The organism is Desulfurella sp. (assembly GCF_049977265.1).
Classification (GTDB): Bacteria; Campylobacterota_A; Desulfurellia; order Desulfurellales; family Desulfurellaceae; genus Desulfurella.
On record NZ_JBMFGQ010000020.1, the window covers coordinates 1 to 17,333 of the forward strand.

Here is a 17,333-nt window from a genome sequence, read left to right on the forward strand (position 1 = left end):
CTATCACCTAAAATTAAAAGAAGCATTGAAAATACAAATAAATTTAGGTAGGTAAAATATCTTGCATATCCAGGATCGCCTTTCATGTAGCCATTTGAGTAAATGTGAATCATCCAGGAAACAAATGTCACAACAAACAGCATTACTGTAGATAGTGAATCGACCCTTAACCCAAAAGGAACACTAAACTTACCCAGCGGCATCCATGTAAAGTACACAAAATCGTAAATATTACCCAAAATTACCTGCCATATTGGGTAAACCGCACTTAAAAAGCTCAAACCCAAAGCACTTGCCGCAATTACGCCAGCATAATTTTTAGTCCATTTGCCAAATAGACCATTGATTAAAAAACCAATTAGAGGCCAGATAATAATTAGCAACACCAACGTTTTCATATCTTTCCCCTTTTACTTTCTAAGTGTAGTAAAATCATTTATATCTACACTTTTCTTATTTTTATACATCATAGCCACTATAGCCAGGCCCACGGCCGTTTCGCTTGCTGCCACTGCTGCTACAAACAAAAACATCACTTGCCCAGAAATATTTCCGATATAGTAAGACATTACAATCAATGTCATGCCAGCACCGTTTATCATTAATTCCAAAGACATCAAGACAATTAAAAAATTCCTTCTAATCATTGCCCCTGTTGCACCTATGGCAAAGAGCAATATACTAACGAACATATACGCAGCAAACATTTTGCCTCCTAAATATCCTTCTTTGTAAGCGCAACTGCACCAAATAATGCAATTAAAAGTACAATTGCGGTTATCTCAAAAGGCAACAAATAAGATTTAAATAACACATCGCTTATTGCTTTGATATTGTTGCCCGCAATTGATAGATTTTTGCCAGCAAGTGTTGTGTTGATTCTAAGCTTGCTTGCTATAACTATAAAATCTAACAAAATACCAAGCCCAAATAATGCGCCAAAGTAGGCTTGATTATTAAATCTTTTAAGGCTTGCAATGGTTAACTTATCCATTGTATACATGGCTATTACTATCATTACAGTAATAGCACCAGCGTAAACAATTAATTGAAGCATTGCAATAAATACTGCATCTAGCATGACAAAAATACCAGCAGAACCAATAAAAGACAACACCATCCACATTGCGGCTCTAAATGGATTTTTTGTCACAATTATTCCAAAACCACCACCTACTGCCATTACTGCTAAAATTGCAAAAACTACAATTTCTACAATCATAACTCACCTTCTTTTTTCTGCAGCTTATTGCTGTACTCTAAACCAACTTTTATTAAATCCTCTTTTGTAAAAATAAATTTTTCTCTGTCGTAACCAGAAAGCTCGTACTTGTCACTCATAGAAATTGCAAGCTCTGGACAAACCTCAACACAAAACCCACAAAAGCAGCATCTGCCTAAATCTATGTTGTAAATTTCAGGGCTTTTTGTATGATCTTTATTTTCTGTAGGTATTATTTCTATACATTTAGATGGACATACTTCCTCGCAAAGTCCGCAATCTATACATTTAATTTTTTGACTATCTTCTGATAAGTTAAGTGAATGCAACCATCTACCTCGCTCTGGCACATTTAGTCTTTGTGTTGGATACTGGCACGTTACTGCATGCGTAAATAGATACTTTAATGTAACACTTAAACCTTTTCTTAAATCATTAAACAACATACCAACCTCCCTAAATTATAGGCATATGCACTATCAGTGCAAAGCCTGTCCACAGGATATTTAATACTAAAAGAGGCAGTAGTTTTTTCCATGCTATATCCATTAACTGGTCATACCTATAGCGAGGAAATGTTCCCCAAAACCATGTGAACATAAATATAAATAACAGTACTTTAAGCCAATACCAAATAAACCCAGGCAGTATAGCAGGACCACTCCAACCACCTAAAAACACTATTGCTGCTAAAGCTGATACCACAAATATTGTCACATACTGTCCAAAAAAGAACATAGCCATTTTAAGTCCAGTAAATTCTGTATTAAAACCAGCAACGAGTTCATTTTCTGCTTCTGGTAAGTCAAAAGGCACCCTTGAGGCAGAGGCCACCATTGCAATTACAAATGCCACAAATGCAAAGGGTTGATAAAAGACCAACCATAAATGTTGTTGTTGAAATACAACAAATTCCGTCAAATTAAGCGATTGTACCATCAGTATAGGGTTTAATAGGGCTAGTGCAAGTATTATTTCATAACTTACAACCTGTGCAATTTCGCGCTGCGCTCCTATAAATGAATATTTGTTGCCACCAGATGATATACCTGCAAGAATAACACCAAAGCTTGATAAACCCATCATTGCCAAAATGAATAATAAATCTATATTGGAGTGAAACACACTAAAATAAAATGTTGTGCCATTTGAAAGCTCAATTGGTGGAAAAAACGGTATAGCAGCCGCAGCAGCAAAAGGAAACGTAGGTGCCAATATTGGCGCTAACCAAAATAATGGCTTATCAGCCTTCGTTGGTATAACATCCTCTTTAAAAAAACTCTTTACTGTATCTGCCAAAGGTTGAAGTAAACCATACGGCCCAACCCTTTTTGGCCCAATACGTTGCTGCATGTGACCAATAACTTTTCTTTCATACCAGGTCGCATACATAACATATACGCTTAAAATTGCTACCAGGACGAGTAATTTAACAACACCTATTATTACTTCAATCATTTCAAGCCCCCTTCAGCCTTGGTTAAACCTACTAATGCTACATTATTAAAACTGCCTGTAATATTATAAAGATTAACATTTTCAAACCAAATCGGTGCGCTAAGTGTATTTTTTGGCATCTTTTCATCGATCTGGACTGTCAAGATTACCGAGCCGTTTACGCCAGAGATTTGCGCATTATCTTTTTCTTGTAGGTTTAAACTTGACGCATCTTCTGGATTGATATGCAAAATAGAATCGCTTTGTGCCAGCTTTGCTCCTTCGCCGAAGCCCGAATAGATAGCAGTTCTAAACTTAGAGTAATTTGCAATAAAGCTAAATGTGCCGTTACCTTCGATATTACATTCTGTATTAGTAGGATAAATTTGATCAGATGGACCATTCAGGCAAATTTTTTTGTCTTTAATTTCTAATTTTGCACTAGATAAATTGTATCCTAAGCTTGTTGATAATTTAAATAAAAACTCCCATGCAGGTCCTACTACAGATTCTATGCCTTTATTGATTTTATTTAAAGATCCTTCTGCATTAATAAAAGTACCATTTTGGCTTGTAAAAAAAGGTACTGGGATAATTGCATTTGCAATCATGGATGTCTTGCTTTCAAAAGTATCAAACAATACGATATTTTTTATATTATCCCTTATAATTTTAGCATCATCATCACTCAAAAAACTATAAAGATCGGCATTTAATAGCAAAAGCGTTTCAATTTTACCTGATTTTGCAAAATCTAGAAGCTTGTTAATACTGAAATCTTTTGATAAGCCATATCCGTTGTATAAATCACCAAACGCATTGTTGTATTTACTAGATGCAAAAACTTTTATTTTATCTTTTAGCAACAAAGCAATATTCGAAACAGCTTTAGAAATTTCTTCGCCACTTGAGCTCTCAAGGCCTTCTTGACAAACAATAAACGCTATGCTTTGAGCTTTTTTTATCTCCTCTAAAAGCGCAGTTAAATCATAATCTTCGCTTTTAATGTCTTGTATATTATCTAAACCATCCAAATTTGTGCCAAAACCTTCTGATTTGAGTGCACTGGTTAAAATATTCAAAAATTCCAATTCTTTGCCTGGTTTGTATCTAAATGGCATTGTTCCCAGTGTATCAATTTTTGTATCCTTCCAATAGACACTTGCTACTTTGGCAGTTTTAAGTAGTTTTGATCCTTTTGTAATCGCCCAGTCAATACGAGGCATCTCGTTTGCGATATCACCGCCAAAACATATTATCAAACTAGAATTGGAGATTTCTGAAAAGCTATAGAGTTTATTTACGCTTTGTGGTAGATATTTATAAAGTTTCCCAATATGCGTTGAAGATAGGCTATCAATATTATCGTTTGATAACGTATTGTTAAAAAACATTTTAAAAGCACGACTATCTTCTACAGTTTCGCGACTACCGCTGATGCCAAAAATCTTCTCTTTCGGATTATTTTTTAGCAATTGAGATAATTCTAATATCATGTTTTCTTGGCTAACTAATTTCGTATTAAAAGCATAATCGTTAATTAAGCGTTCTGATTTGCTTGCTGAATAGTTAAACCTTCCTAAATTACACAGGTTTGCCATATTTGGCGTGTATTCTTCGCTTGTTACCCGTAATATTTCGTTATTTTTGACATTCAAATCCATCTGGCATCCGGACGAGCAAAAACCGCAAGTTGTAGGAATTTTTTTCATCTCCCATGCTCTGGCTTTGTATTTAAACAACTTGCTAGACATTGCGCCTGTTGGGCAAACACTTACACATTGACCACAAAACTCGCAATCGAGAGGTTTACCATCTTTTGTGTCTATCTCTTTTCTGTCGCCTTCTTTTTTAACCAACGCCAAAATACCAAAATTGACCACTTTATCGCATACTGCAACACATCTTCTACATTGAATACATAAGTTCGCATCATGATGAATAATCTTCCATTCATAGTGTATTGTGCCTTGAGGTATGCTAAGCGGATCTGTTTTGGCTTCTTTTGGGTTTTCGGTTATATTAAACTCATAATTTATGTTTTGAAGCTCACACTCACCGCTTTTATCACAAACGCCACACTGAAGTGGGTGAAATGTGTCCCATTCGTAAATTACTTCTCTTCTTAATTGGTCTAGTGTTTGAGAGTTGGTTGTTACTTCCATACCGTCTTTTACTTTCGCAGCGCATGATAGCATAGGTTTTTTCATACCAGCGATTTCAACAGCACAAATCCTACAAGCGCCAATTGCTCCAAATCTATCCGAATAGCAAATAGCTGGTATATATATTCCATTTACTCTTGCTGCCTGTAAAATGCTTAGATCACTACTTACTTCAAATTCTTTACCATCTATTTTGATTTTTACATTCTTTTCCATAATCCACCTCTACCTATCACATTCGCCAAATACAAAATCCAAACTCCCGATTACCGATATAATATCCGCAATATAATGCCCCTTTAACATAACTGGCATAGCACTCAAATTAATAAATGATGGAGAACGAATTTTCATCCTATAAGGTACACCTTCGCCATTTGAGTAAATGTAAAAGCCTAGTTCGCCTTTAGGATTTTCGGCACCAAAATAAATTTCTCCAACAGGGGCTTTTATGCCTTGCACCACTTTAACAAAATGTTTCATAAGTGAGTAATTTTTTCTCATTAAATCTTCTTTTGGATCCCAGACATATGGGCTATCTTTCATCATTACAGGTCCATCTGGAATTTTTTCTATACATTGCTCCAAAATTCTGTTAGATTGAACCATTTCATCCATACGCACAAGGTATCTATCGTATACATCACAATTATGATACACAGGTATCTCAAAATTCAGTTCAGGATACACAGAATAAGGCATATCGCGCCTTAAATCCCAATCAATACTGGAACCTCTTGTGCAAGGGCCAGCTATACCCCAATTGATAGCGTCTTGTTTTGAAATATAGCCGATATTCTTGGTTCGCTTCAACCAGATTCTGTTTTTAGAAAGCAATGTATGATATTCTTTTACTTTTGAAGGAAAAAGTTTAACAAATTCTTTTAGCTTATCTAAAAAACCATCCGGTAAATCTCGAGCTACACCACCGATCCTTACGTAATTGTAAGTAAGCCTATTTCCACAAGCCATCTCGTACATGTCAAGAATATACTCTCTTTCCCTAAAACAGTATAAGAAAACTGTCATAGCACCAATATCCAAAGCATGGGTGGCAAGCCAAACTAAATGCGAAGCAATTCTGCCAAGTTCAGCCATAATTACACGAATGTATTCGGCTCTTTTTGGTATATCACTACTAATACCAAATAATTTTTCTACAGCCATTACATATGCAAAATTATTGTTCATTGAAGCTAAATAATCTAGCCTATCGGTAAATGGTGTAAATTGCTGATATGTCATATTTTCCGCAAATTTTTCAAAACCACGATGCAAATAGCCTACATCTGGATCAGATTCAATGATTCTTTCACCGTCAAGCTTTACAACAAATCTCAAAACACCGTGTGTAGATGGGTGCTGAGGACCCATATTTACTATAACTTCTCTCTCATTTTCTGGAACATAAGTTTTGTTCATGCTTTAGTCTCCTATTTTTGAGCTAGATTAAAAGGATTCCTTGTATGCCTTGGTTTTTTAATCTGGCCAAGCGGTAAATGCTTATCTAAATATGTATCGTCTTCTGGCCTGCCTTTTAGCGGATAATCCTTTCTGAGTGGGTAACCCGTCCAATCTTCTGGCATCAAAACCCTTCTTAGATCCGGGTGGTTTTTAAAGACTATGCCAAACATGTCATAAGCTTCCCTTTCGTCCCAAGTGGCGGATTTATAAATATCCACAACACTTTCTACTTCCTGGTTTTCTTTTATGTTGGTTTTAACGCGCATCTGGAGTTTATGCAACAAAGAACGTAGTTCATAAACAACTTGAAATCGTTGTTCTATTTCTACACCAAAGTCAATAGCGGTTACTAAAACTAAATATTCAAAATTTAGCTCATCGTGCAAATATTTTAAGCATTCGTGAGCAATTTCACAAGAAACAACTACACTATACTCGTCTCTAAACTCATTTATCTCTAAAACATCATCACCAAACTTGCCCTTAACCAATTCTGCTACCGAAGCACCATCCATATTATATACTCCTTGTTCTTTAAGTATTCATCGAGCCTTCTTTTTTAATTTTTTCTTGTAACTTCATTATACCATAGAGTAAACTTTCTGGTCTTGGCGGACATCCAGGCACATACACATCTACCGGTATAATTGTGTCAACGCCTTGCACAACACTGTATGAATCAAACATACCGCCAGTGTTTGCACAACTACCCATTGATATAACCCATTTGGGTCTTGGCATCTGGTCGTAAACCTTTCGTGCTGCTATTGCCATCTTTTTTGTAAGCGTACCTGCCACAATCATAACATCCGAGTGTCTAGGAGATGCCCTAAAAACTACACCAAACCTATCCAAGTCAAACCTTGACGCACCAGTTGCCATCATCTCAATAGCACAGCATGCCAAACCAAATGTAACAGGCCAAAAAGATGAATACCTACCCCAACTAACTAGCTTATCTAATTTTGTAGTAATCCAGGCATTCTCTATTCCCATACCAATGCTCCTTTTTTATACGCATAAATCCAACCAACAAAAACCATAACAATAAACAAACCCATCTCAATAACACCTAAAATACCCAATTCCTTAAAATATACCGCCCATGGATACATAAATATTGCCTCAATATCAAACAACGTAAACATAATAGCAATAATATAAAAACGAATATTGAAATAACGAAATTCGCTAACCATGGGTACACCACACTCATACAAATCATATTTTTCTTTATCGTACTCATGTGGCGCAAGGTATCTCGCAGCTATTACCATACCTGCAAAAATCAAAAACAGTAGCAATAAAGCTACAAATGCAATCAACCAATTAGTCATGCACCAAAACCTCCTTATTAGAAAGTTATAAATTCGTGGTGAATTTTATACTATCGTTTGCTTTGTGTCAATTGCAATATTTCATTTTTTTCTAACAATCTGTACTCGCCTGGCATCAAATCACCTAATTTAACGCCACCAATTGATATCCTTTTTAGTACTTGTATGTCTATATTAAATTTTTTAAAAAATCTTCTAATCACACGATTTCTACCCGAATCCATTGAAAGTTTTATCCATAGCTTATTTTCTGTAAACGCAATCAAAAGTGGCTTAAAAAATCCATCTTCAAGCGTTGTACCTTTTGAAAGAGCATCTAATGTGCTATTATCCAATTGCTTCTGCGTTTTAATGAGATATATTTTTTTGATTTTTGAAGATGGGTGAGCAACACTATTTGCAAATAAGCCATCGTTTGTAATAAATATTAAACCTTCCGATAAATAATCCAGTCTGCCAACAGTAAAAATCCTTACATCTAAATGATTAAAAAAATCGCCAATACATTGGTAATTATCATCCTTAAGACTTGATATTACAAAGGGTGGTTTATAAAAAGCAAAATACAGCCTACTTTCAAGTCTAACGGACTTACCTTTATACAAAACAACCGCACTTTTTGGATCTATATCTATAAAATCCTTTACAATTTTACCATTTACACTAATAAAGCCTGCTTTTATTAGTTCTTCGGTGTTTCGTCTTGAGCCTAAACCGCAAGCTGCTAAATATCTATTTAGTCTCATTCAATAAAGCTCACTAATGCTTTTGAACGTTTCGGATGTCTTAATTTTTTAATTGCTTTAGCTTCAATTTGTCGTACACGTTCGCGTGTCACGCCGAGCACTCTACCTACCTCTTCAAGTGTGTGATCAAAACCTGTTGATATGCCAAATCTCATGCGTAAAACCTTTTGTTCTCGTTCACTTAGAGTAGAAAGTACCGCTTCTATTTTTTCTGAAAGGTCAGATTCAATTACTGTATCGAGTGGTGATGCAGCGTTTTTATCTTCTATAAAATCCTCTAATCTTGTATCTTCTTCGTCGCCAATCGGCGTTTCAAGCGAGATAGGTTCTTTTACTATTTTTAAGATATTTTTAATCTTTTCAATTGGTACACCCAGGCTTTCTGATAATTCTTGAACGCTTGGCTCTTTGCCGTTTTCCTGAACTAAAAGCTTAGATGTTCTAACAATTTTATTTATGGTTTCTATCATATGCACTGGAATACGAATTGTTCTAGCTTGGTCTGCAATAGCACGCGAAATTGATTGTCTAATCCACCATGTTGCATATGTAGAAAATTTGAAGCCTCTTTTGTAGTCAAACTTGTCAACAGCTTTCATAAGACCAATATTGCCTTCCTGTATGAGGTCTAAAAAAGATAAACCTCTACTTAAATATTTTTTTGCTATCGAAACTACAAGTCTTAAGTTTGCCTTGATCATTCTTTGTTTTGCACTTTCAATGAGAAGCCTACTTTTTTCGAGTTCGTTTAATTGCTGAAATATTTTATCCTTTTCTTCTTCTGATTCTAGCTTGTAGGCTTTTTGTTTAAAATCCTCCATAATGTTACCAATGCAAATATCATTGAGAGAAATTTCTATCAAATTGTGCAAAATCTTATCTTTGTATTCTTGATTTTTCTCTTTTTTATAAGAAACAAGAGCTTCTCTAGTTTCTGAAAAAACAATTAAAAACTTCTGTTTTGTTGTAAAATCTTCTTCATCTTCTTGTCTCACATCGTCAAAGGAGCTGTCAAGCGCATTTGATATATTTTTTAACTTGATAATATTATTGCTAATTTTGTATATCAAGTCATCTAAAGTCCACCCAAAAAAAGGCACTTCTACTAATGCTTCAAGTAATGCGTTTTTTTCATCAATGATTTTTTTTGCTAAGTCAATTTCTTCTTCCCTGTCAAGCAAATCTATTGTACCCATCTCAGAAAAATACATTTTTATAGCACTTTTAATTTCTGTGTCTTCCTCTAATAAATCTTCATCTTTTGCTATTACAGGTGTTTTTTTTGCATCTGATTCGTTATCTAATATGTCAATATTGAGGTTATCGCACTTATCCATAAGATCGTCAATTTCTTCAATGTTAATTTCATCGGGCAAAAGCTTATTTATATCATCGTACGTTAAGTAGCCTTTCTTTTTGCCTTCTTCTAAAAGGCTATTTGAAAAAATGTCCTCATTTGGTGTTTTATCCATTTGCTCCTCCTAACAGCTTAGCATAATCTTCTTTAGTATTTATATTTATAACCGACTCTTTTATATTACAATTGAACTTTGATACATACTTAACCTTAACATCACTCAAAAGTCCTTTTATGCTAAAATAATTACCACTTTCAAGTTTTTTGTATAAAGATTTACTGTAAAAACCATGCAATACTTGAGGACTCTCAATTAAAGGTATTACACAATCATAAGAGTTGTCAACGTAATTAGCTAATTCTTCTATACAGTCTTTTTTAATGTTGGGCATATCACAACCACATACAAACAAATATTGTTTATGTGTTACCCTTAAACCTTGCCTCAAACCTTCAATGGGTCCAAAATAATTTTTTTTATCCTCTACGACCTTTAACCCATTACTTATAATTTGTGCATATTTTTGGGTTTCGTCAACAGCAAGTATCACCTCTTCAAAAATCTCTAACAACCTATTAACAATTATACTTATGAATGACTCATTATTTTTTAATAGATAAGCTTTATTTTTACCTATTCTTTTAGATTTACCCCCGCACAGTACAAGCGCACCAAATTTCAACATTTTTATCACTCGCTATAAAGTAATGAAAACTTCCAAAAAGTCAATAGTATTGACATAAAAAACTTTTTTATATATAAATTAGATCTATGAGATTTTTTAAAATATTTGTAATTGCAATATTTTTCTCAATTGCTTTCAAAAATCTGTCCTATGGGGCAATCGTAGTACCGCAAAAACCACAAGATTCAATTTCTGCCATTCAAAAACTTGAACAACAAACCTATACCCAGATAAGTAAAACGAAAAATTCAGAGACATTAGATAAACTTTATGTAAAAATCGATCTGTTAAGAGAATTAAAAAGCCTATACTCAACAAAACCAAAAGTTCAAAATAAAGAAAAACTTGATCGGCTTCTAAAAGCAAAAGTCATTTACTTTGACGAATTCAACAATTTTGTTGACTATTTAACAAACCTTAGCAATACGATAAACACCTTAGAAAAAACAATACAGCACTTAAGTGAAAGAAAAAAAATTCTAAGTGAAGAATTTCTATCAATTCAAAAAAATACGCTTGATGAAGAGCTTTTAGATTTGCGCTATAAGATTACACAAGCAAAACTTGACCAGGCAAAAAAAAATATTGATAATATAAACCAATTCCTAAACGATTCATATAAATCGATGAGTAACATAACATACAAAATAGCACTGGAAAAATTTGCATTAAAAAATATCAATGAAAAAATCAAATCACAGGAAAAATACTATGATGAGACACAAGACAATATTGTTTCTCAAAATATACAGCTAGATACACAAATTCAACTTTTAGTATCTCAAATCATGCACTCTTCATCAAGCTCTACTTATTTGCAAAACAGGCTTGCCCAATTAGAAAATCAAAAACTATACAATGAAAATCAATTGTTTGCTATAGCAATATCAATAATTGATCTAAAAATTAGGCTTTATTTGATAGAAATTATAGAAAATAAAAACTCTACACAAACAGCAGCCGTATACACACAAATTCAAAAAGAAATACAAAAAATTGAAAACTCAATTGATACAAATATACAATTTATAACAAACTATTCGCCACCAAACTATACTTCAAATGCGCAAGTTTCCTATTTTTCATATTTTAAACAAACACTGCTGGATTTAATGGCATACAAACAAAATTTGAGCTTGCTTGAAAACAAACTCAATACAATTAGAAAAATATTGCTGCATATACAAAATCCTTCAATATATGCAATAAACAAAGCTGCAAAATCTCTTAAAAACCTAGGCATACAAATTTCTTACGTGCTAAATTACTCGTTTTTTGAGTACAAAGGTATTGATTTATCTTTGTCTTTAATGCTAAAAATCATAATTTTGCTGTTTCTAGGATTTTTGCTTGATAAGCATTACAAAAAAAGCCTGGAAAAACTTAAGCTTCACCAATCCATAGGCGAAGCCAATATTCAAATTCTAAAAACACTTGGATCATATACCATTGTGATAGTGATTTTGGCTATATCACTAACATTTATAGGTGTTAATGCCTCTACCATAGCTCTAATTGCTGGCGCATTGAGTGTTGGTTTAGGATTTGGACTGCAAAATATTGCCAACAACATGGTTTCTGGTATCATAATCATATTTGAGCAGCTAGTTAAACCAGGAGACATAATAAATATACCAGAAAACAACATATCTGGTATTGTTATAGAAACGAAATTAAGATCCACAATCATTAGAGCTTACGATAATACGGATATTATCGTGCCAAACTCTTACTTTATAAATTCCAAAGTTATAAATTCTACTTATTCATCTGGTGCTATAAAATTAAAAATACCATTTATCGTAGATATAAATTCAGACATTGAAAAAGTTAAAGAAATTGTTATTGAAGAACTCAAAAAACAAGATTATATTTTAAACAATGAAACATACTCGCCAAAGTGTGTTTTAATTAAACAAAGTATATATGGTCTTGAGTTTGAAGCATGGGTATGGATAGAAAAAACTGACTTAAAGGCACCCGTTTGGCTTCAAGAACTCTATTATGTAAAAATCATTGAAGCATTAAAGAAAAACTCAGTGGTGCTTTCTACAATTAACCGTTTTTTGGAGGTAAAATGATATTCATAATTAAGTGGGTAATTAATTCTATTGCTTTAGGTATTAGTGTAATGATTGTCAAAGGTTTACATGTTGAAGGTGTATTTTCGCTAATTGCAGCAAGCTTGGTAATTGGATTATTAAATACATTCATCCGACCATTTTTGATAATTTTGACGCTTCCCATTAATATTTTAACACTTGGTTTATTTACGCTTATTATCAATGCTTTACTTTTTTACCTTGCCTCGTACATTGTAAAAGGTTTTGTTGTTGAAAGTTTTTTTAGTGCTCTTGCAGGCTCAATAATAATGAGTATAATAGGCTTAATATTAAATGCGTTTGTAGATTAGGGGGGTAAAAATTGTTCATTTCAACAAAAGAAGACATATTAAATGCAAAAGTAACAGATGTATACTTTGATAGAACCGCTTATACACTAAAAGTGAAAGGATTAGATAAAAGGGTAAAAGCAGAAGTTAGCGTTAAAAAACTACCAAAAAACTACAGATGGGGCATATTTGTAGGGCTAGAGGAAGTTTTGGAACTACTCAACGGCAGGGATGTAAATGTACGAGCCATTAAAGAAGGCAGTATTTTTAGAGAAAACGAGCCAGTGCTTGAAATTGAAGGTCTCTATAGCGAGTTTGCAAAGTATGAGACTGCCATTTTAGGTTTTTTATGTCAAGAATCTGGTGTAGCTACAAAAGCTGCAAGGCTTAGAAAATTGGTTAAAGACAAACAACTTCTATCATTTGGTGCAAGAAGAATGCATCCTGCTATTGCTGTTGCAATTGAACGAGCTGCATATATTGGTGGATGTGATGGTGTTTCTACAGTATTGGCTGCAAATACATTAAACATACAACCAAGTGGGACAATACCGCATTCTCTCGTTTTGCTTTCTGGCGATACAGTTAGTGCAGCTCAATACTTTGACGAAACAATGGATATCAATGTGCCAAGAATTATACTAATTGACACATTTGGAGATGAAAAATTTGAAACGTTAAGGGTTTTTGAAGCGCTTGGCAAAAAATTATCAGGCATTAGACTTGATACGCCAAACTCAAGAAGGGGAAACCTCAAAGCCATTATTGAAGAAATCCGCTGGGAATTATCTTTAAGAGGCACAGATAATGTAAAAATATTTGCAAGCGGTGGGCTTGACGAAGAAACCATTGAGCCACTTGTTGATGTTGTGGATGGTTTTGGTGTTGGCACAAGCATATCAAGTGCGTCTACAATTGATTTTTCTATGGATATTGTAGAAATTGAAGGCAAACCAATCGCCAAAAAAGGCAAAAATTCCGGATCAAAAAGCCTTTTTAGATGCAAAAAATGCTTTAGCGATAAAGTAGTGCCATACACTATCAAAACCCAAGAATGTTCTTGTGGCGGATCCATGCAAGATATCCTTGAGTATGTAGTTCAAGGTGGCAAAACAATAATAGACCTACCCAATATAAAAAGCATAAGGGAACATACACTAACAAGCTTGAGATTTGTCGATTTATGAAAATTATTGACACACACGCGCACCTACAATCCCAAGAGTTTGATAAAATAATAGACGAAGTTATCAAAAGGTTTGGGGTTGTAGAAAAAGTTTTTCTTGCTACATCATATATCAGTGATATAGAAAAAGCATGTAAACTAACACATAATTATGAAAATTTATACTTTTTTGCCGGGATTCATCCTCATCATGCAGGCGAGTTCAAAATCGGCGATTTAGATATCATAGAAAGTTACTTGAAAGATGAAAAATGTATAGGCATAGGAGAGATTGGCTTGGATTACTTTTATAACTACGCTCCTAAAGAAACTCAAAAAATACTATTTTCAAGTTTACTTGACTTTGCAATCTTTCACAATAAATGGGTATCAATTCACATAAGGGATGCGGTTTCTGACAGCATTGATATACTAAGTTCAAAATTAGATTTAAAAGCCATTATTCACTGCTTTAGCGGAGACTTTGATCTTTTAAAACTTGCTTTAGATCGTAATTACCTATTGGGAATAGGTGGTATAGTAACATTCAAAAATTCACTTATTAGAAAAAACATAAAGCATGTACCGCTAAAAAATATGGTATTAGAAACAGATTCACCTTATCTTGCACCTGTTCCAAAACGCGGGCACACAAACGAACCATCCTTTCTACAATATACGCTTTTTGAACTTAGCAATTTACTAAAATTACCACCAGAAGAAATAGCTCAGATTACATATGAAAATAGTTTAAGAGTTTTAAATGACAAATAATTACTTTGATTCTAATTTAAAAGATATTAATAAAGAGATACTAAATAGACTTTACAATATCTGTGAAACAATTCAAAATAAAAATGTCAATGAAAAAACTAAAGAAATTCTAAGAAAATATATAAAAAATAAGCTCAAAACAATTGATTTAGATTCTTTTGACAATCCGGCAAATTTTTTGAGTTTTGTAAATGAATTTTTGGATTTTGCACATGGTGTTTTTTTGGATCATAAGGTTGAAAACATAGAACAACTCGAAAACAATTTACTAAAAGCAGTCTTGCAGGAAAGTTTATCAATATCAAGGCAATGCGTTTCAAAAACTCAACTTAAACTGGAAGAAATAAAATCCATTTTTGATAAACTCTATGATGGCGTTTTGGTTATAGATACAGATACGCGTAAAATACTCTCTTCAAATAAATCTATTGAATATATTTTAAAAACAAAAAATATAGTTAATCAGGATATATTAAATTTTGCTCAAGAAAATAAAAAAGATTACTATCAAGAATTATTTAAAAAGTTTGTTAAACAAAAAAAAGGTATTACTGAAATTTTGGAGTTTAAAACTGCAAAAAACGAGCCTCTCATGCTTGAAGCAAGCGTTAATATGCTAAATGAATCTGCAATGGTTGTAGTTTTTAGAGATATAACAAAACGTATTGAAAATGAAAAGCTTCTAATCAGGCTAAATAGACTCTATGAAGTACTATCAAGGATAAACAATCTGGTTGTTCGCATACAGGATGTAGATGCATTATTTGAAGAAGTATGCAATATACTTGTTAATTTTGGCAAATTTAAGCTTGCATGGATTGGATGCGTTGACTCAAAAACAAAAACAATAAAACCTAAAGCGTATGCAGGGGATAAAAAGTATTTAAGAAACATCGTTGTTTCAATAGAAGAAGACAAACCAGAAGGCAGTGGTCCATCAGGTATAGCAATTAGAAACAACAAAATCGTTGTGTGCAATGATATACAAAAAAGCCCTATAATGAGCCCATGGAGAAATCAGGCAAAACAATCTAATTTCCACTCATCAATAACTGTACCTATAACTATTTTGGATTCTCAAGGTCCTTCAAAAGTTTTAAAAGCCTACTCAGATGAAATAGATTATTTTGATGAAAAAGAAATCAATTTATTTGAAGAAATAGCAAGTGATATAGCATATGCAATAGATTTTATTGAAAAAAAGAAAAAGGTTGTTTTTTTGTCATCTTTTGACCCTTTAACTAATTTACCAAACAGAATAATGTTTGGGTATACAATTGAGTCTTTTATAAAACATAAAAAAAATTTTTCTGTTATTATCTGCGATATCAACAATTTCACGGCTATAAACAACAAATATGGTTATATAAAAGGAGACAGTATAATTAAAAATGTCGCTAAAGCAATCCTGGAAGTGGACAAAATCTATTATGCAGCAAGAACCGGTAGTGATGAATTTGGCTTTATTTTAAGTACATCAAACAAAGATGAAATTTTAAATATCGCAAAATCCATTGAAGAAAAAATAGAATCTTTATCTTTTGATATAGATATGAATCTTGGCTTTACAATAGGAGTTAGCATTTACCCAACAGACGCAGACACGCAGGAAAAACTCATAACAAACGCTGAAATAGCTCTTGTTGATGCAAAAAAGAAAAATCTGTTTTTAAGCTTTTATCAAGAAGACTCCAATATACAGATCCAGGAAAAACTTCAGCTTCAAGTCAAACTCAAAAATGCTATAAAAAACAATGAATTTATACTTTTCTATCAACCAAAATTATCTTTGAATGATTTACATATACATTCTGTTGAAGCTTTACTTAGATGGAACTCAAAAAATGGCATTGTTTTGCCAAATGAATTCATGGCACTATTAGAAGAAACAAATTTAATAACAGAACTTGGCTACAAAATTTTTGAACAATCAATAGACCAGATTAAAACATGGCAAAAGATGGGGTTTTATATACAAATTGCTGTTAATGTTTCGCCTGTTCAATTGGATGATTCAAACTTTGTAGAAAATGTAGTTGAATTAATAGAAAATTCTAAAATTGATAAAAGCTTGATAGAAATAGAAATAACAGAAAGCACACTTATTAAACACTTAGATAAGCTCACTAAATTAAACAAAAATGGCATAAAAATCTTTATAGACGATTTTGGCACAGGATACTCCTCTTTGTCTTACCTAAAAGAGATACCCTTAAGTGGAATCAAGATAGATATATCCTTTATTAGAGAAATGTTTGTGAAAAAAAACTTTGAGATTCTAAGAACCATAATAAATCTATCAAAAATTTTAAATCTTAAGGTAATCGCAGAAGGTGTTGAAACAAAACAGCAATTAATAGCTCTAAAACACTTACATTGCGATGAAGCGCAGGGTTTTTTGATTGCAAAGCCAGAGTTGCCACAAAATATTGAGTATCTTTTCAATCAAACTTTGTTTTTCCAGGAGTTGTCATTCTAATCGTAGATGCTTCGATGACGTCTTAGAATAACTAAATTCATTTATATAGCTATTAAAATTTGACTTTACAATCTAGATATGCTATTAATTGTGCAAGTTTTTACTAGGA

17 protein-coding genes and 1 pseudogene are annotated in these 17,333 nt (G+C 33.0%); 5 read left to right on the top strand and 13 right to left on the bottom strand.

Going from position 1 to position 17,333, the window contains the following annotated elements; genetic code table 11:
- The 13 genes and pseudogenes from ACP5FO_RS05115 to mobA all read right to left on the bottom strand — a co-directional run.
- Positions 1-398, bottom strand: a pseudogene (locus ACP5FO_RS05115) (NADH-quinone oxidoreductase subunit L); the annotation flags it as partial.
- Positions 399-410: 12 nt separating this feature from the next.
- A complete protein-coding gene (gene nuoK, locus ACP5FO_RS05120; protein WP_428106141.1) occupies positions 411-707 on the bottom strand; it encodes an NADH-quinone oxidoreductase subunit NuoK in 297 nt (98 codons plus the stop codon).
- A gap of 8 nt (positions 708-715) precedes the next feature.
- Entirely contained in the window at positions 716-1,222 is a 507-nt protein-coding gene (locus ACP5FO_RS05125; RefSeq protein WP_428106135.1) for an NADH-quinone oxidoreductase subunit J family protein, read from the bottom strand.
- Positions 1,219-1,668 carry a NuoI/complex I 23 kDa subunit family protein gene (locus tag ACP5FO_RS05130; RefSeq protein ID WP_428106130.1) on the bottom strand — a complete coding sequence of 150 codons (450 nt, stop codon included), beginning with the start codon at positions 1,666-1,668 and terminating at the stop codon, positions 1,219-1,221. Before ACP5FO_RS05130 ends, ACP5FO_RS05125 begins: the two co-directional genes overlap by 4 nt.
- A 10-nt stretch (positions 1,669-1,678) precedes the next feature.
- On the bottom strand, positions 1,679-2,680 hold the full coding sequence (gene nuoH, locus ACP5FO_RS05135; protein ID WP_428106127.1) for an NADH-quinone oxidoreductase subunit NuoH: 1,002 nt from the start codon (positions 2,678-2,680) through the stop codon (positions 1,679-1,681).
- Positions 2,677-5,040, bottom strand: a complete 2,364-nt coding sequence (locus ACP5FO_RS05140) for a 2Fe-2S iron-sulfur cluster-binding protein (RefSeq protein WP_428106122.1) — start codon at positions 5,038-5,040, stop codon at positions 2,677-2,679. The genes nuoH and ACP5FO_RS05140 overlap by 4 nt, the downstream gene beginning before the upstream one ends.
- 9 nt (positions 5,041-5,049) lie before the next feature.
- Positions 5,050-6,246: an NADH dehydrogenase (quinone) subunit D gene (gene nuoD, locus ACP5FO_RS05145; protein ID WP_428106118.1), complete on the bottom strand. Its 1,197-nt coding sequence runs from the start codon at positions 6,244-6,246 to the stop codon at positions 5,050-5,052.
- An 11-nt stretch (positions 6,247-6,257) separates the two neighbouring features.
- The gene (locus ACP5FO_RS05150) at positions 6,258-6,803 is read right to left on the bottom strand and encodes an NADH-quinone oxidoreductase subunit C (RefSeq protein WP_428106115.1); all 546 of its coding nucleotides are present in this window, start codon (positions 6,801-6,803) and stop codon (positions 6,258-6,260) included.
- 19 nt (positions 6,804-6,822) lie between these two features.
- Complete coding sequence (locus ACP5FO_RS05155; protein ID WP_025391348.1) at positions 6,823-7,284, bottom strand: NADH-quinone oxidoreductase subunit B; 462 nt, start codon at positions 7,282-7,284, stop codon at positions 6,823-6,825.
- A complete protein-coding gene (locus ACP5FO_RS05160) occupies positions 7,275-7,625 on the bottom strand; it encodes an NADH-quinone oxidoreductase subunit A (protein ID WP_428106110.1) in 351 nt (116 codons plus the stop codon). Before ACP5FO_RS05160 ends, ACP5FO_RS05155 begins: the two co-directional genes overlap by 10 nt.
- A gap of 50 nt (positions 7,626-7,675) precedes the next feature.
- Positions 7,676-8,371 carry a pseudouridine synthase gene (locus ACP5FO_RS05165; protein WP_428106106.1) on the bottom strand — a complete coding sequence of 232 codons (696 nt, stop codon included), beginning with the start codon at positions 8,369-8,371 and terminating at the stop codon, positions 7,676-7,678.
- The gene (gene rpoD / locus ACP5FO_RS05170; RefSeq protein WP_428106100.1) at positions 8,368-9,843 is read right to left on the bottom strand and encodes an RNA polymerase sigma factor RpoD; all 1,476 of its coding nucleotides are present in this window, start codon (positions 9,841-9,843) and stop codon (positions 8,368-8,370) included. Before rpoD ends, ACP5FO_RS05165 begins: the two co-directional genes overlap by 4 nt.
- Entirely contained in the window at positions 9,836-10,414 is a 579-nt protein-coding gene (mobA, locus tag ACP5FO_RS05175) for a molybdenum cofactor guanylyltransferase (protein ID WP_428157124.1), read from the bottom strand. Before mobA ends, rpoD begins: the two co-directional genes overlap by 8 nt.
- An 86-nt stretch (positions 10,415-10,500) precedes the next feature.
- Between mobA and ACP5FO_RS05180 the strand changes: the two genes are divergently transcribed.
- Genes ACP5FO_RS05180 through ACP5FO_RS05200 form a run of 5 tightly spaced genes read left to right on the top strand, consistent with a single transcriptional unit; the run spans position 10,501 to position 17,224 of the window.
- The gene (locus ACP5FO_RS05180) at positions 10,501-12,495 is read left to right on the top strand and encodes a mechanosensitive ion channel domain-containing protein (protein WP_428106092.1); all 1,995 of its coding nucleotides are present in this window, start codon (positions 10,501-10,503) and stop codon (positions 12,493-12,495) included.
- Positions 12,492-12,827 (top strand): phage holin family protein, encoded by a 336-nt coding sequence (locus tag ACP5FO_RS05185; protein ID WP_428106088.1) that lies wholly within the window; start codon positions 12,492-12,494, stop codon positions 12,825-12,827. Before ACP5FO_RS05180 ends, ACP5FO_RS05185 begins: the two co-directional genes overlap by 4 nt.
- Positions 12,828-12,838: 11 nt before the next feature.
- Positions 12,839-13,993, top strand: coding sequence for a nicotinate phosphoribosyltransferase (locus ACP5FO_RS05190; RefSeq protein ID WP_428106084.1), 1,155 nt, complete (start codon positions 12,839-12,841; stop codon positions 13,991-13,993).
- A complete protein-coding gene (locus ACP5FO_RS05195) occupies positions 13,990-14,745 on the top strand; it encodes a TatD family hydrolase (protein WP_287006893.1) in 756 nt (251 codons plus the stop codon). Before ACP5FO_RS05190 ends, ACP5FO_RS05195 begins: the two co-directional genes overlap by 4 nt.
- Positions 14,735-17,224: an EAL domain-containing protein gene (locus ACP5FO_RS05200; RefSeq protein ID WP_428157125.1), complete on the top strand. Its 2,490-nt coding sequence runs from the start codon at positions 14,735-14,737 to the stop codon at positions 17,222-17,224. Before ACP5FO_RS05195 ends, ACP5FO_RS05200 begins: the two co-directional genes overlap by 11 nt.
- Positions 17,225-17,333 lie beyond the last annotated feature (109 nt).

Bases quoted from the DNA above. Each gene is read 5' to 3' on its own strand.
- nuoK (WP_428106141.1), bottom strand. From the start codon at position 707: ATGTTTGCTGCGTATATGTTCGTTAGTATATTGCTCTTTGCCATAGGT.
- ACP5FO_RS05125 (WP_428106135.1), bottom strand. From the start codon at position 1,222: ATGATTGTAGAAATTGTAGTTTTTGCAATTTTAGCAGTAATGGCAGTA.
- ACP5FO_RS05130 (WP_428106130.1), bottom strand. From the start codon at position 1,668: ATGTTGTTTAATGATTTAAGAAAAGGTTTAAGTGTTACATTAAAGTAT.
- nuoH (WP_428106127.1), bottom strand. From the start codon at position 2,680: ATGATTGAAGTAATAATAGGTGTTGTTAAATTACTCGTCCTGGTAGCA.
- ACP5FO_RS05140 (WP_428106122.1), bottom strand. From the start codon at position 5,040: ATGGAAAAGAATGTAAAAATCAAAATAGATGGTAAAGAATTTGAAGTA.
- nuoD (WP_428106118.1), bottom strand. From the start codon at position 6,246: ATGAACAAAACTTATGTTCCAGAAAATGAGAGAGAAGTTATAGTAAAT.
- ACP5FO_RS05150 (WP_428106115.1), bottom strand. From the start codon at position 6,803: ATGGATGGTGCTTCGGTAGCAGAATTGGTTAAGGGCAAGTTTGGTGAT.
- ACP5FO_RS05155 (WP_025391348.1), bottom strand. From the start codon at position 7,284: ATGGGAATAGAGAATGCCTGGATTACTACAAAATTAGATAAGCTAGTT.
- ACP5FO_RS05160 (WP_428106110.1), bottom strand. From the start codon at position 7,625: ATGACTAATTGGTTGATTGCATTTGTAGCTTTATTGCTACTGTTTTTG.
- ACP5FO_RS05165 (WP_428106106.1), bottom strand. From the start codon at position 8,371: ATGAGACTAAATAGATATTTAGCAGCTTGCGGTTTAGGCTCAAGACGA.
- rpoD (WP_428106100.1), bottom strand. From the start codon at position 9,843: ATGGATAAAACACCAAATGAGGACATTTTTTCAAATAGCCTTTTAGAA.
- mobA (WP_428157124.1), bottom strand. From the start codon at position 10,414: ATGTTGAAATTTGGTGCGCTTGTACTGTGCGGGGGTAAATCTAAAAGA.
- ACP5FO_RS05180 (WP_428106092.1), top strand. From the start codon at position 10,501: ATGAGATTTTTTAAAATATTTGTAATTGCAATATTTTTCTCAATTGCT.
- ACP5FO_RS05185 (WP_428106088.1), top strand. From the start codon at position 12,492: ATGATATTCATAATTAAGTGGGTAATTAATTCTATTGCTTTAGGTATT.
- ACP5FO_RS05195 (WP_287006893.1), top strand. From the start codon at position 13,990: ATGAAAATTATTGACACACACGCGCACCTACAATCCCAAGAGTTTGAT.
- ACP5FO_RS05200 (WP_428157125.1), top strand. From the start codon at position 14,735: ATGACAAATAATTACTTTGATTCTAATTTAAAAGATATTAATAAAGAG.